At 34.4% G+C, this 14763-nt stretch carries 16 protein-coding genes; 10 read left to right on the top strand and 6 right to left on the bottom strand.

The window, feature by feature from the left end:
* Nucleotides 1-75: 75 nt before the first annotated feature.
* Entirely contained in the window at nt 76-441 is a 366-nt protein-coding gene (locus tag KCG49_RS05135) for an NAD-dependent epimerase/dehydratase family protein (protein ID WP_256259872.1), read from the top strand.
* Between the two features lie 50 nt (nt 442-491).
* On the opposite strand, the gene KCG49_RS05130 is transcribed toward KCG49_RS05135, so the two are convergent.
* Nucleotides 492-872, bottom strand: coding sequence for a Fur family transcriptional regulator (locus tag KCG49_RS05130; RefSeq protein WP_218545124.1), 381 nt, complete (start codon nt 870-872; stop codon nt 492-494).
* 188 nt (nt 873-1060) lie between these two features.
* On the opposite strand from KCG49_RS05130, the gene KCG49_RS05125 reads away from it, so the two are divergent.
* Nucleotides 1061-1969: an NAD(P)/FAD-dependent oxidoreductase gene (locus KCG49_RS05125; RefSeq protein WP_256259888.1), complete on the top strand. Its 909-nt coding sequence runs from the start codon at nt 1061-1063 to the stop codon at nt 1967-1969.
* A gap of 205 nt (nt 1970-2174) precedes the next feature.
* Nucleotides 2175-2717 (top strand): DinB family protein, encoded by a 543-nt coding sequence (locus KCG49_RS05120; RefSeq protein WP_218545122.1) that lies wholly within the window; start codon nt 2175-2177, stop codon nt 2715-2717.
* Nucleotides 2718-2769: 52 nt separating this feature from the next.
* Here the strand turns inward: KCG49_RS05120 and KCG49_RS05115 are convergent, their stop codons facing one another.
* Together KCG49_RS05115 and KCG49_RS05110 are read right to left on the bottom strand one after the other, a co-directional pair.
* Nucleotides 2770-3489: a tetratricopeptide repeat protein gene (locus KCG49_RS05115; RefSeq protein WP_218545121.1), complete on the bottom strand. Its 720-nt coding sequence runs from the start codon at nt 3487-3489 to the stop codon at nt 2770-2772.
* A gap of 104 nt (nt 3490-3593) precedes the next feature.
* Nucleotides 3594-4526 (bottom strand): peptidylprolyl isomerase, encoded by a 933-nt coding sequence (locus KCG49_RS05110; protein WP_218545120.1) that lies wholly within the window; start codon nt 4524-4526, stop codon nt 3594-3596.
* Between the two features lie 204 nt (nt 4527-4730).
* Here KCG49_RS05110 and KCG49_RS05105 point away from each other — a divergent pair, with 204 nt between their 5' ends.
* Nucleotides 4731-5174 (top strand): hypothetical protein, encoded by a 444-nt coding sequence (locus KCG49_RS05105; protein WP_218545119.1) that lies wholly within the window; start codon nt 4731-4733, stop codon nt 5172-5174.
* 65 nt (nt 5175-5239) lie between these two features.
* On the opposite strand, the gene recQ is transcribed toward KCG49_RS05105, so the two are convergent.
* Nucleotides 5240-7441 carry a DNA helicase RecQ gene (recQ, locus tag KCG49_RS05100; protein ID WP_218545118.1) on the bottom strand — a complete coding sequence of 734 codons (2202 nt, stop codon included), beginning with the start codon at nt 7439-7441 and terminating at the stop codon, nt 5240-5242.
* A gap of 218 nt (nt 7442-7659) precedes the next feature.
* Here recQ and KCG49_RS05095 point away from each other — a divergent pair, with 218 nt between their 5' ends.
* The 4 genes from KCG49_RS05095 to lptB all read left to right on the top strand — a co-directional run bounded on the left by KCG49_RS05095 (nt 7660) and on the right by lptB (nt 10609).
* The gene (locus tag KCG49_RS05095; RefSeq protein ID WP_218545117.1) at nt 7660-8625 is read left to right on the top strand and encodes a KpsF/GutQ family sugar-phosphate isomerase; all 966 of its coding nucleotides are present in this window, start codon (nt 7660-7662) and stop codon (nt 8623-8625) included.
* Nucleotides 8625-9446: a twin-arginine translocase subunit TatC gene (gene tatC, locus KCG49_RS05090; protein ID WP_218545116.1), complete on the top strand. Its 822-nt coding sequence runs from the start codon at nt 8625-8627 to the stop codon at nt 9444-9446. Before KCG49_RS05095 ends, tatC begins: the two co-directional genes overlap by 1 nt.
* Nucleotides 9439-9795, top strand: coding sequence for a carboxymuconolactone decarboxylase family protein (locus KCG49_RS05085; RefSeq protein ID WP_218545115.1), 357 nt, complete (start codon nt 9439-9441; stop codon nt 9793-9795). Before tatC ends, KCG49_RS05085 begins: the two co-directional genes overlap by 8 nt.
* Before the next feature lie 73 nt (nt 9796-9868).
* Nucleotides 9869-10609 (top strand): LPS export ABC transporter ATP-binding protein, encoded by a 741-nt coding sequence (gene lptB / locus KCG49_RS05080; RefSeq protein ID WP_218545114.1) that lies wholly within the window; start codon nt 9869-9871, stop codon nt 10607-10609.
* Nucleotides 10610-10627: 18 nt separating this feature from the next.
* On the opposite strand, the gene KCG49_RS05075 is transcribed toward lptB, so the two are convergent.
* The gene (locus KCG49_RS05075) at nt 10628-11515 is read right to left on the bottom strand and encodes a DUF808 domain-containing protein (RefSeq protein ID WP_218545113.1); all 888 of its coding nucleotides are present in this window, start codon (nt 11513-11515) and stop codon (nt 10628-10630) included.
* Nucleotides 11516-11537: 22 nt separating this feature from the next.
* Nucleotides 11538-12296, bottom strand: coding sequence for a CDP-alcohol phosphatidyltransferase family protein (locus KCG49_RS05070; RefSeq protein ID WP_218545112.1), 759 nt, complete (start codon nt 12294-12296; stop codon nt 11538-11540).
* Nucleotides 12297-12440: 144 nt separating this feature from the next.
* Here KCG49_RS05070 and KCG49_RS05065 point away from each other — a divergent pair, with 144 nt between their 5' ends.
* On the top strand, nt 12441-13511 hold the full coding sequence (locus KCG49_RS05065; RefSeq protein WP_256259871.1) for a putative type IX sorting system protein PorV2: 1071 nt from the start codon (nt 12441-12443) through the stop codon (nt 13509-13511).
* A gap of 81 nt (nt 13512-13592) precedes the next feature.
* Nucleotides 13593-14762, top strand: a complete 1170-nt coding sequence (locus KCG49_RS05060) for a lipoprotein N-acyltransferase Lnb domain-containing protein (protein WP_218545111.1) — start codon at nt 13593-13595, stop codon at nt 14760-14762.
* Nucleotide 14763: the final 1 nt, after the last annotated feature.

Here is a 14763-nt window from a genome sequence, read left to right as displayed (position 1 = left end):
AGTAATTTGAAGTAAAAATATTTTGGGGCAAAAGACTTTTTTTCGGTAATTGTTGTATGCCATTTGAGAAAAATTATGAACTACAAAGTAATAGAAAATATGAAAACAGTTGGAATTATTGGTGGTTCTGGCTTCATTGGAAGCCATACTACAAAGAAGTTTTTACAAGAAGGTTTTAAGGTCAGGGTCTCTGCCACTGATATTTCCAAAACAGAAAAATATGAGCACTTAAAAGATTTACCAAACGCAGAAAATCTTAAAATTCTTCCTTTAAAAGTTGAAAACAAAAATCAATTAAAAGACTTCACAAAAGGTTGCGAAATAGTGGTTCATGGAGGTACACCTTTTCAGTTGGATGTACAACTATCCTTCAACAAAACCTACATCGAGCCTATTGACGAGCCCAGAAACCATGTCCGAAAATCCAATCGGAATAGTTAACGCCTGTGCTAAATCCGTCCAAATGTCCATTATGTATAATTCATCAATAGCTAAAACTTGCTACAATCTTTACAAATTCCTGTAAGAACACAGTTAACTTTTTCTACAACATAAGCATTTGATAATGAAAAATGCACAGGCTCAGGTAAACATTCTATAGTTTCACATTTTTCACAACGAAAATGAAAATGATGTAAAGGTTTTCGATGCTTATCACATTCCTCACAAAGTGCAAAATATTGCTTGCCATTATCTGCAACAATCCTATGCAAAACACCATCTTCACAATAGCGATTAAGTACTCTGTAAATAGTAGCTCTATTAATGTTAACACCTATTTTCTTTTCAATTGCCCCTTGACTCATCGCTTTATCCGACGAATTTAAAACTGAGAGCACTGCTTCTTTTGTAGCCGTATTTCTTCTTTTCATTATAAAATTATTATTGCGACTTTATTGCAATAATACAAAATGTTTCTATATTTGCAAACACACTAATGCGACATAATTGCATTAAATTAAATTTAATGACTAGAAGAGAAATGCTAAAACAAATAAGTATGGCTGCTTTAGCATTTACGCTTCCGACTTCAATAAACAGTTTTAAAAATTATAATGATATGAATACACCAAAAAAGTTTGAAGCCATAATAGTAGGTGGTAGTTACTCAGGCCTATCAGCAGCCATGGCACTTGGGCGTTCATTACGCAATGTTTTAATCATTGACAGCGGTTTACCTTGCAACCGGCAAACACCTCATTCACAAAACTTTATAACGCAAGATGGAGCTACACCAAAAGAAATTTCACAAAAGGCAAAATCTCAAGTTTTAAAATATAATACGGTAAATTTCATTGAAGAAATAGCAATTAAAGGAAAACAAGCAAACAATACTTTTCATATCCTCACAGCATCTGGAAAAGAATTTGAAACTAAAAAATTGATTTTTGCTACCGGAATTAAAGATATAATGTCATCAATTAAAGGATTTTCAGATTGTTGGGGAATTTCAGTAGTCCACTGTCCATATTGCCATGGTTACGAAATAAAAAATAAAAAAACAGGAATCATAGCTAATGGAGAAATGGCATTTCACTTAGCATCTTTGGTCAATAACCTTACTGATGATCTTGGTATATTAACTAGGGGAAAAGCTATATTTGACCCCGAACAAATGGCAAAATTAAATAAGAACAACATAAGAATTATTGAAAAGGAAATCACAGAAATAGAACATGAGAATGGATATATTAAAAATGTAATCTTTAATGATAATAGCAGAGAACCTTTTGAAGCAACTTATGCACCACTTCCATTTAAACAACATTCAGACATACCAGAATTACTGGGTTGTGAACTTAACGAACAGGGATATATACAAGTAGACACGATGTATAGAACAACTATTGAAGGTGTATTTGCCTGTGGTGACAACTGCTCAAGAATGCGTTCCGTAGCTAATGCTGTTGCATCTGGAAACATTGTTGGTGCTGTTGTAAATATGGAATTAACCAATGAGCAATTTTAGACAACTATATAAATCATAGTTGAAGTGTTGCTGGGTCGGACCTAACAGCACAAATCAGTTTAGTAAATAATAAAAAGTGATACTTTTAATAGGCGCGAGACAAAACATTACCTAATAATGTGTTAATAACTCATTGTAGCAGAAATTATTGATTTAAATTTCAAAAAAGTATTCATAAAAACAACTTAAACAACATCTAAATGCCATGAAAAAGATAATAACACTTACAAGCTTTATACTTTTAGGTATTATTTCTTCACCTCTATTTGCTCAGCAAAATGATTTTATAAAGGACTATTTAGAACGCTTAGAAAATTCTCGTAAATATTTAACTCTTGTCGCAGAAATAATGCCTGAGGATAAATATAATTTTAAGGCGTCACCAGATTCATTAACTTTTGCAGAAAACCTATTGCATATAGGTTATGCGATGGATTGGCATAGCCAGTCATTATTGGGTGGACGAGAACCTAGGGATTGGAGCACAGATACTGTGTTTAAGGTTGCCAATAAATCTAAAGAAGAGATGATAGAATTGATCAACAAAACATTTGACGACTCTATTAAATTAATATCTGAGTTTGATGTAGATCTACTTAACAATAAACTCGATTACTTTGGATTGACCAGAACCAAACGACAGATTCTATTATTACTGACCGACCATATTACCCATCATAGGGGACAAATGCTCGTCTATATGCGATTAAACGGACTTGTGCCGCCCAGGTATGTATTGTTTCAATAACTTATGATATAAATGAAAAACCTTTAAATTATACACAACTATAGTTTATAGGTTAATCATTCTGAACGCTATCTAATTCTTGCTTTGGTCTATAAACCTTTAAAAAGCGTTTTGCACGTCGGTTACCCGTATTAAATTGTAATGCTTTTTTGTAATTATGGTAGGCTTGTAGACTATCACCTGTAAATAAATAAGCCTCAGCTAAACTATCATACACATTATCGCTTGTAGGATGTAATTTTGTGTTCATTGTAAAAACGGCAATTGCATCCTTATATTTACCCTTCCCAAAATAATCATAGCCAAGTCTGTTAAAATCCCATTCATTTATAAATGGACTTAATGAATCTTGTCTTTTAATTTCTAAAAAGCCTTCTAATGCAGCTTCGTAATTACCAGCTTTAAGGTGCATACTTGGTGTCATATAATCATCTGGCATTTTACGATAATCGTAAGTGGTTTTGGTATCATCTTCAGATACCACAGACAAATATTGTGCTTCAGTTTCTGGATGCTCAACAAAACGTAATTTCTTATTCATATCGGCGACATAAAATTCATCTTCACTTAATGAAATGGTTTTAAGCTTACCACCTCGCCAGTTAATGTAGATATTGTTACCTTCGTAAGACACCTCTATAACCTCATTTGGATTATAACTGTACTTTCCCGAAGTTTCTTTTTTAAAAACTTCAGAATATTCAACAGAATTTGAGCAACTGTAGAACACTGTTGTTAATAGCATTACTAAGATTACAGCTTTTAATTTCATTTATGATTGGATTGATTAGTCTAAAAATATGAGCAAAAAAAAGTCTCACTAAAAGTGAGACGATTCTTTTTAAGTTTTGTTACCAAAGTGACTATAAAATGTGCTTAATTCACACCCATTAGTTCTACATCAAAAACCAAAGTAGCATTTGGTGGAATTACACCTCCAGCACCAGCAGAACCATAAGCTAAGTCACTTGGTATTACCAAACGTGCTTTATCACCCACATTAAGCAAACAAATACCTTCATCCCAACCTGGAATAACTTGTCCTACTCCTACTTGAAAATCTAATGGAGAATTTCGTTTGTAAGACGAATCAAATACAGTTCCATCTGCCAATTGTCCTTTATAGTGTACAGACACCATATTCCCTTTTTCTGCTTTTTGACCATCACCTTTTTGAATCACTTTGTAACGCAATCCTGATGCAGTTTCGTCAAAACCAGCTGCCAATTTATCTAGCTCAGCTTTGGCAGCTTCGCGTTCTACCGCAATACGCTTCTCACGTGCGCCTTCAAAAGTTCTAAAAGCTTCAATAGCATTAAAATCTTCAGCTGCTTTACCTTCTCTTATAATTTCAAGACTTTCAATAGCATCACCTTGTGCAATAGCATCTACAACATCTTGTCCTTCTACCACATTACCAAAAACGGTATGCTTACCATCTAACCAAGGTGTTTCCACATGGGTTATAAAAAATTGGCTTCCGTTAGTGCCAGGCCCAGCATTGGCCATGGATAGTTTTCCCGGTGCATCGTGCTTTAAATCTGGATGGATTTCATCATCAAACTTATAACCAGGACTTCCTGTTCCCGTACCTTGAGGACAACCTCCTTGTATCATAAAATCTGGAATGACCCTGTGGAATTTTAATCCATCATAATAAGGTGTACCCTGTGGTTTAGCCGAATTTTCTAAATTACCTTCTGCTAGTGCCACGAAATTACCTACTGTTCCCGGAGTTTTTTCAAACTCTAAATTCACTACTATTTCACCTTTCGAGGTGTTAAATTTTGCGTATAAACCGTCTTGCATTGTGTTTTCTTTTATTTAAGGCTGCAAAGATAATCAATGATTTATGATTTACGAATTTAGATTGGCGAATTGTACGCACGAAACACAACGTGCAAAACTGTAATCTCTAATTAAAAAAATCCTGATGCCATTGTGAGGACGAAGGACGCGGCAATCTCATCAATAAAAACTTATTTTTTCCTTAGCTTTGGCAAAAAATTTCACATGGGATTTTCATTTTCAAAACTTTTTGGAAAAGCAGAAACAGAAACAGAAAACAATGACAGCATCGAAGTAATAATAGAAGCTGTTGAGAATACACCTTATGCAGTTTCAGAACACAATGTACTTTATGCTGGCTTAAATGAACTTGGCGGCTATCATTTTTTCCAAACCGTAATTGTTGGTCAATTAAAAATTAAGGTAAAAAATGGAGCAAAGCTTATATTTCTCAGTGATAATTTTGAATTACAATTAGATTCGGATTCCATAGAGTTTGAGTCTGAATTTACCGATGTTAAAGGTAGACATGTCACTAAAATAGATTTTCAGGTAGAGGAAACCGATATTAAAAACTTACAGGACGCAAAATTGACCAGCATTTTGTTGAAAGTTAAAAAGCAGGAGCTTTCTTTTAACAAGTACATTACCTCTGATGAAGAAGAGTAAATTATCAAACTTTAAATACTAAAATCTAAATTTTGAAACCGGATACTGCGACTGTAAACTATAGTCTAATTAGCCACTTCACTCATAAACTTAATACGATATAAGCGTAGTTCCTCGTCTTCGTAGTCTCCATCAAATTCTTCAACGGCATCAGAGATTTTATCACTTTCGGACTCCATAAAATAGTCGTGGATTTCTTCCTGTTGGTCTTCGTCTAAAATTTCATCAATCCAGTAGTTGATATTCAGTTTGGTACCAGAATAGACAATGGCTTCCATTTCCTTTATAAAATCTGGCATTTCCATACCTTTAGATGATGCTATATCATCGAGTCGTAGTTTTCTATCTACATTCTGAATAATGTATAGCTTTAATGCAGAGTTGGATCCCGTTGACTTCACCACCAAATCTTCTGGTCGCATCACATCATTTTCTTCAACATAATCTGCAATGAGAGCAATAAAGTCCTTACCGTACTTTTTGGCCTTACTTTCACCAACCCCATGAACATTGGATAATTCTTCTAAGGTGATAGGGTATTTTAAAGCCATATCTTCTAAAGAAGGATCTTGAAAAATCACAAAAGGCGGAACACCCAAACGTTTTGCATTACGTTTTCGTAAATCTTTGAGCATGGTCATTAACTTTTCGTCGGCTGCCGCACCACCTCCTTTAGAGTTTGTGATAATACCATCATTTGTAGTATCATCAAACACATGGTCTTCTGCCATCATAAAGGATTTTGGATTTTCTATAAACGCTTTGCCTGTATCACTTAGTCGCAATACACCGTAGGTTTCAATATCCTTTTTTAAATAACCCGCAACAATAACCTGACGAATTAAAGCCATCCAATGCCTAGCTTCTTTGTCTTTACCAACTCCAAAAAACGGTAATGTATCTGTCTTGTGCGAAGATATTAAGGCATTTTCTTTACCGATAATAACCTGTACCAGATCTTTGGATTTATATTTTTCATTTGTATTCTGAACCGTTTGCAACAGTATTTTTACATCATCTTTGGCTTCAACCTGATTTTTAGGATTGCGGACATTATCGTCCATATCTCCACCTTCACCTGTTTCGTTATCAAATTCCTCACCAAAATAATGTAAAATGAATTTACGCCTAGAAATTGATGACTCAGCAAAAGCAACTACTTCTTGTAAAAGTGCATGACCAATTTCTTGCTCTGCAACAGGTTTGCCAGACATAAATTTTTCGAGCTTCTCAATATCTTTATAAGCATAATAAGCCAAACAGTGCCCTTCTCCTCCATCGCGGCCAGCTCGTCCAGTTTCCTGATAATAACTTTCTATACTTTTAGGAATATCGTGATGTATTACAAAACGTACATCGGGTTTATCAATTCCCATCCCAAAGGCAATAGTAGCCACAACAACATCGGTATCTTCCATTAAGAACATATCTTGATGCTTCACTCTGGTTTTAGCATCTAATCCTGCATGATAAGGCACGGCTTTAATACCATTAACCTGAAGTACTTGTGCCAATTCTTCAACACGTTTTCTGCTTAAACAATATACAATACCGGATTTGCCCTCATTCTGTTTAATAAAACGAATAATATCGGCATCTACATTCTTTGTTTTTGGACGTACTTCGTAATATAAATTTGGACGATTAAATGAAGCCTTAAACGTTACAGCATCACTCATCCCAAGGTTTTTAAGAATATCTTCTTGCACTTTTGGGGTTGCTGTAGCTGTTAGACCAACAATAGGAATATCGTCTCCTATACGCTTAATAATATGCCGAAGGTTTCTGTACTCTGGTCTAAAATCGTGTCCCCATTCACTAATACAGTGCGCTTCGTCTACAGCCATGAAAGAAATCTTGACCGTTCTTAAAAAGTCAACATATTCTTCTTTGGTCAATGATTCTGGTGCCACATAAAGCAATTTGGTAACGCCATTTACAATATCGTCTTTTACACGTTTAACTTCTGTTTTATTCAATGATGAATTTAAAACGTGCGCTACTCCTTCATGTTCAGATACTGCTCTAATGGCATCAACCTGATTTTTCATCAAAGCAATAAGTGGTGACACTACAATAGCCGTCCCTTCTTTTATTAAAGCCGGCAACTGGTAGCACAATGATTTTCCACCACCAGTAGGCATAATAACAAAGGTATTATTACCTGCTACGACGTTTTTTATAACTTCTTCTTGAAGCCCTTTAAATCCCGAAAAACCAAAGTACTTTTTTAATGCGGAGTGTAAATCTATTTCTGCAATACTCATTAATACCTGTTCGTATTTTAATACATTTTTTCTGTAAGCAACTAAAATTCGCTATAAATAGGGGCAAAATTTAGCTTTACATAATTAACTACTTTTTAGTACACAAAATTTATACAATCGTTCCTAGAGAATTTTTGAATAAAAAAATTCATGTACTTTTGCATAACCTTAAAGATAACAATTTCTTTAAATCTAAAAAACACTATAAATAATTAGTTTTGAACACTGTGTCTTCTATTTTAAACATTGCAAAAAGCACCATAAAGTCTGAAAGTAAAGCCATTGCAAATTTATCGGAATTGCTTACAGAAGATTTCGCAAATGCAGTGGAGCTAATATATCATTCCAAAGGGAGAGTTATTATAACAGGAATTGGCAAAAGTGCCATTATTGCTAACAAAATAGTAGCAACTTTGAATTCCACGGGAACGCCTTCAGTTTTTATGCATGCAGCAGATGCCATACATGGTGACTTGGGATTGATCTTAGAAGACGATGTGGTTATTTGTATTTCTAAAAGTGGGAACACACCCGAAATTAAAGTTTTGGTACCGCTTATTAAGAATGCGAAAAATAAAATGATTGCCATTACGGGTAACATAGATTCCTTTTTGGGACAACAAGCCGATTATATTCTCAATGCTTATGTAGAACAGGAAGCATGTCCTAACAATTTAGCACCGACTACTAGCACAACAGCTCAGTTGGTAATGGGTGATGCCTTAGCGGTTTGCTTGCTCGAATTAAGAGGATTTTCCAGCAAGGATTTTGCAAAATACCACCCTGGTGGTGCCTTAGGAAAACGCCTCTATTTAAGAGTAAACGATTTATCATCACAAAACTTAAAACCTCAAGTTGGCCTAGAAGCAAGCTTAAAGGAAGTAATTGTTGAGATTACAGAAAAAATGCTTGGGGTTACTGCAGTGATTGACAATAATAAAATTGTTGGTATTATTACAGATGGCGATTTAAGAAGAATGCTTAGCAAAAGTGATGCTATTACAGAACTAAGGGCCAAGGACATTATGAGCACAAATCCAAGACTTATTGAAGAAAATGCTATGGCTGTGGATGCCAAAGAAGTGATGGAAGAATTCGGTATTTCACAATTATTGGTTGAACATGATGGAAAATATGCAGGTGTTGTTCATCTTCACGATTTAATTAAAGAAGGCATTATCTAATGACAAAACAGATTGACGACATGTCTTTTTTAGATCATCTTGAGGATTTAAGATGGCATTTAATTAGAGCGACTTTAGGAATTGTCATTGCAGCTACTATAGCTTTTATTTGCAAGAAATTTATTTTTGATGTCATTATATTTGGGCCAACAAAAATGGATTTCCTCACTTACAATGGACTATGCCAAGTTTCAAAGTTTTTTGGAATGACAGATACGACATTTTGTGCTGATAAATTCCCATTTATCATTCAAAACAGAACAGTTGCAGGTCAATTTTCTGCCCATATTTGGACATCGATTTACGCTGGATTTATTGTAGCATTTCCTTATGTTTTGTATCAACTATGGAGTTTTATAAGTCCTGGTTTAAAACCCAGTGAGCGTAAAAATTCCCGAGGGTTTTTGGTTATTGCTTCACTTCTGTTTTTTACTGGAGTTTTGTTTGGTTACTATATAATCACTCCGTTGTCCATTAACTTTTTAGCCAACTATCAAATTAGTGAACAAATTTCTAATGAGTTTGATGTAAGCTCTGTCATTGCCATTGTGCGTTCTTCTGCTATAGCCTCTGGTTTTGTTTTTGAGCTGCCAATACTTATATACTTTTTAACCAAAGTCGGATTGGTGACACCTCAATTTTTAAGAAGGTATAGAAAATATGCACTGGTCATTGTTTTAATATTATCGGCAATCATAACTCCTCCGGATATTGCAAGCCAAGTTATAGTAGCTATACCAATTTTAGTATTATATCAAATAAGTATTTACATTTCGGCAGTAGTCGTTAAGAATCAAAATAGAAAAAGAAAGCATGTCTGATATCGTTGAAGAATTTAATGACTATCGCTCTAAAATGAACGATAAGATTTTAGCTGATAACAATAAAATCGTTAAACGTATTTTTAATCTTGATACCAATGCCTTTGCAGAAGGAGCTCTAGATAAAAAAACAAAAGAGTTACTAGGTTTAGTCGCTTCAGCTGTGTTAAGATGTGATGATTGTGTGAAATATCATTTGGAATCATCATACAACGAAGGTTTAACAAAAGCCGAAATAAGTGAAGCTTTGAGCATTGCAACACTTATTGGTGGAACCATAACAATTCCGCATTTAAGACGTGCTCACGAATATTGGGAAGCCCTAGAAGAACACTATTCACAAGGTTAAACTTTTAATAAAACTCAATTGACGCAGACCGAATCTATATGATTTTGTTATTTTTAGCGTTCTAATTAGCATTATGAAGTTACGTGCGGAAAATTTAATGAAGTCCTATAGCGGGCGAAAAGTGGTAAAAGATGTTTCTCTTGAAGTTAATCAAGGTGAAATTATTGGCTTACTCGGTCCCAATGGTGCTGGTAAAACCACGTCATTCTATATGATTGTTGGCATTATAAAACCCAATGGTGGTAATATCTATCTAGACGATACCAATATTACAAAATACCCAATGTACAAACGCGCACAGAATGGTATTGGTTACTTGGCACAAGAAGCTTCTGTATTTAGAAAATTAAGTATAGAAGATAATATTCTTAGTGTACTGCAATTGACCAAGTTGAGCAAAAAGCAACAACATGAAAAGATGGAATCTCTTATTGATGAGTTTGGTCTAGGACATATTAGAACCAACAGAGGTGATTTACTATCTGGTGGTGAACGACGGCGTACCGAAATAGCAAGGGCTTTGGCAACAGACCCCAATTTTATTCTTTTGGATGAACCCTTTGCCGGAGTAGATCCTGTTGCTGTGGAAGATATTCAACGCATCGTTGCCAAACTGACCAAGAAGAATATTGGTATTCTTATCACGGATCATAATGTACAAGAAACACTTGCTATAACCGATAGAACTTACCTTATGTTTGAAGGTGGTATCTTAAAAGCTGGTGTCCCAGAAGAATTGGCCAATGATGAAATGGTACGTAAAGTATATTTAGGTCAGAACTTTGAGCTTCGTAAGAAGAAGTTAGAGTTTTAACCTAGCCTAGCTTGCTATCTATTGAGTATCTAAGTTTTTCTTTTTAGGCAAAACCCATTTAAAGGCTTTTACAACCAATAAACAAATAACACCTACTGCTAAGCCAATAACAAAATCTCTAAGTATACCTGGTATGGCTTCTAAAACATGATGAAGGTATTCAATATTGTGTACAAAAATTCCTCCTGCCACAAGTAATAAAGCGAGAGTTCCTATAATTGAAAGTGATTTAATAATCCACGGCAGTGCTTTTGTCAATCCTACACCTGTATTATACAAAAGTCCTGATTTGGATTTACTTTTTTGTATAAGTTTAAGACCAATATCATCCATACGTACTATAAGCGCAACAATTCCGTACACTCCAACTGTGGCGATTAGCGCTACGATGGAGACAACAATGATTTGAGTGGTTAGGCTTTCTTCGACCACGGCGCCCAACGCAATAATTACAATTTCTACGGAAAGAATAAAATCCGTAATAATTGCAGATTTTATTTTCTTTTTTTCGATTTTGAGTAATTCTTCAGCTGAAATATCCTTTTGTGCTACTACAACTTTCTTCTCAGTACGATGAAAAAAGAATTCGTAAATTTTTTCAGCACCTTCATACGCTAAATAAAGTCCACCAAGTACCAAAACAACAATTACCATTTTGGGTACAAAAGCACTCATTAAAAATGCCAATGGTAATATAATAATCTTATTTAACAATGATCCTTTAGAAATTGCCCACAGCACTGGTAATTCTCTCGATGGACTAAAACCAGAGGCTTTCTCAGCATTTACGGCTAAATCGTCGCCTAAAATTCCTGCTGTTTTTTGGGTTGACACCTTGGTCATAGTTGCAACATCATCCATAAGTGTTGCAATGTCATCTAATAATGCAAAAAAGCCTGAAGCCATTTAATGTGTTTAGTGAAATTTATTAATTGATTTGTTTCTGATCTAGCAATGATAAGAGTATATACAAAATGATAATAACTGGTATCGCAGCAAAATGTAAAACGATTAATACCACTAGACTTAATATTAAAAAAAGGTATCGTGTTACATTATTTTTAAAACTCCAGTCCTTGAATTTTAAAGCAAATAACTTAATCTTGGAGTTGAGCAGGTAACAACTTAAAAGAGTCAACCCAATTAAAAACCATTTGTTAATAATAATAGAATTCATAATATCATTGTTTTGATATTCTAAAATCATTGGTAATGACAAAATTAATAAGGTATTCGCTGGTACTGGAAGCCCTTTAAAATAGGTTTGCTGATCTTCGTCTAAATTGAACCTTGCCAAACGGTATGCAGATGCTAACGGAATAAACAATCCTATGAGCGGCAAAACAGAGAGTTTGAAGCCTTGCCAATGAAAAATAGAATTCCAATTATCATTATAAGTTGAATAATCTGGTGCATCAACTGTTAGGGAAATTAACTTAAACATAATAATTCCCGGCACTACACCACTGGTTACTAAATCAGCCAAAGAATCTAATTGAATTCCTAACGGACTTTGCACATTGAGCTTGCGAGCCAAAAGACCATCAAAAAAATCAAAGAATATACCTAAAAACACAAACATGGCAGCCACAACAAAATTTCCATAGACTGCAAATATTACTGCTATACAACCCGAAAATAAATTGAGAAGCGTAACTACATTAGGTATTTGTCGTTTTAAATTCATAAACTTTAGTTTTTGTAAAAATAAAAAAGTATTTGGGCTTAACTTATTATTTTTTTCAAATTGCCCTTTTGTCAGACAATAAGTCGGCTATTTTGAAGTTAAATTAATAGAAAAATTGTGCATCTTTGTAAAAAAATTTTGCTGTTGAAAAATTACATTGTAATTCTCTTAACACTTGCTACACTTTTCGCTTCGGCTCAGACCACAAGAAAGTATTCAAATGAATTTATGAATATTGGTGTTGATGCTGCGGCTTTAGGTATGAGCAATGCTGTTGTATCACAAACCAGTGATGTGAATTCTGGGTATTGGAATCCAGCAGGATTGGTACATCTCGAAGACAAACAATTGGCCTTGATGCATTCTAGCTATTTTGCCAACATTGCAAATTACAACTATATAGGTTTTGGTATGCCTCTGGATAACAGAAGTGCCGTTGGCGTCTCCCTGATTAGGTTTGGTGTCGATGATATTTTAGATACCACACAGTTAATTGATGATGAAGGTAATATTAACTATGACAGAATAAGTACATTCTCTACCGCAGATTACGGATTAACGTTTTCTTATGCCAGAAAATTGCCCTTGGATGGTCTCAATTTTGGTGTAAATGCCAAAGTAATACGACGTATTATAGGAGATTTCGCTTCGGCTTGGGGTTTTGGTTTAGATGCTGGTATTCAGTTTGAAAACAAATCGGGATGGAAATTTGGCTTAATGGCTAGAGACATTACCACAACATATAATGCTTGGTCTATTGACGAAGATAATTTTGAAAGGATCAGTGGTGCTATAGAAGGGCAAAACCAAGAATTGCCCGAGACTACGGAAATCACGATTCCTAAGTTACAAATTGGCATGTCTAAACAATGGATTTTCCATTATGACTATTCGCTATTAGCAGCAGCCAATCTAAATGTACGTTTTGAAGAGAACAACGATGTGTTTTCTACATCATTTGCAAGTATAAATCCTGCTTTGGGTTTTGAGTTTGGCTATACTGACTTAGTATTTCTAAGAGGTGGAGTTGGCAATTTTCAGAATGAAAGACAAATTGATGATTCCGAAGATTTAACGTTTCAACCCAATTTTGGCGTAGGGTTTAAGTATAAAGGCATACAGCTCGATTACGCATTTACTGACATAGGTGATCAAAGTGCGGCTTTGTACTCTAATGTGTTTTCCTTAAAAGTAGATTTTAGTGTTTTTAGATAGCTAAGGTTACAAAAGCCTTTAAAGGAAATTTTGGTAAATAACATGTAATTCGTCGTTCAATTAAATTAGTAAACCTAAATTTTGGCAAAAAAAATACTCTCTTTCTTATTTCTTTTTACTACGTTATGGATCTTTAGCCAGCAATCTCCATTATCTAAAGAAGCTGAAGTATCTGTACTAACTTTCGGCCCAGGGCAATCATTAAATGACTCCTTCGGTCATAATGCTTTTAGAATTACTGATAGAAATAAAGGTATTGACTTAGTGTACGGCTATGGGGAATACGATTTTGACGCTCCTAATTTTTATTTAAAATTTGCAAGAGGGAAATTGAATTACCTTATAAGTAAACACAATTTTTCTGACATCTATTACCATTATTCTAACTCTAACCGAACTATAGATGAGCAAATTTTAAACCTATCCTTAAAAGAAAAACAGAAGCTTTTTGATTTTTTAGAAAACAACTACAAGCCAGAGAACCGAAGGTACAAGTACGATTTCTTTTATGATAATTGTGCCACACGAATAAGAGATGTTGTAAAAGTTTCAACAAACTCCAATATTGATTTTGTATTGCCCAAAGATTTTGAACCAAAAACATTTAGGATGCTAATACATGAACATTTAAATCGTAATTCTTGGGGAAGTTTGGGAATAGATATTGCCTTGGGTTCTGTTATAGATATAGAAGCTAAACCACAAGAATATATGTATTTACCTAAATACATTTATGCTTTTTTCGATGTTGCCAAAATCAATGGTAATGAAAATCTGGTAAAAAGCTCATCTACTTTATATAAGAAGAAAGCTGAAATATTAAGGTCTGACTTTCTCTTTAGTCCATTAATGGTTCTAGGTATAATTGCTGCTCTAATTCTCTACATTACTTATAGAGATTCAAAAAATAAAACAAGTAGCAAATGGTTAGATATTGTGTTATTTGGCATTACAGGAATAATAGGCATACTTCTCTTATGCCTTTGGTTTGCTACTGATCATTCTGCAACTGCCCACAATTACAACGTACTTTGGGCTGTGCCACTTAACATATTTGTCTTAGGCCAACTGTTTAAAGCACAAATTAGAAACTGGTTTAAAGCTTACCTTAAGTTTTTGATTATAATGCTCTGCCTCTTAACCTTACATTGGCTTATTGGAGTTCAAGTATTTGCCATAGGCTTAATCCCGCTGCTCATAGCATTAATAATTAGGTATATTTATTTGTTAAGATTCTACAGTAGAAATTAAT

The organism is Winogradskyella luteola (assembly GCF_019203985.1).
Lineage (GTDB): Bacteria > Bacteroidota > Bacteroidia > Flavobacteriales > Flavobacteriaceae > Winogradskyella > Winogradskyella luteola.
The sequence above is the reverse complement of the archived record's forward strand: the minus strand, read 5'-3'. Positions and strand labels throughout refer to the sequence as shown.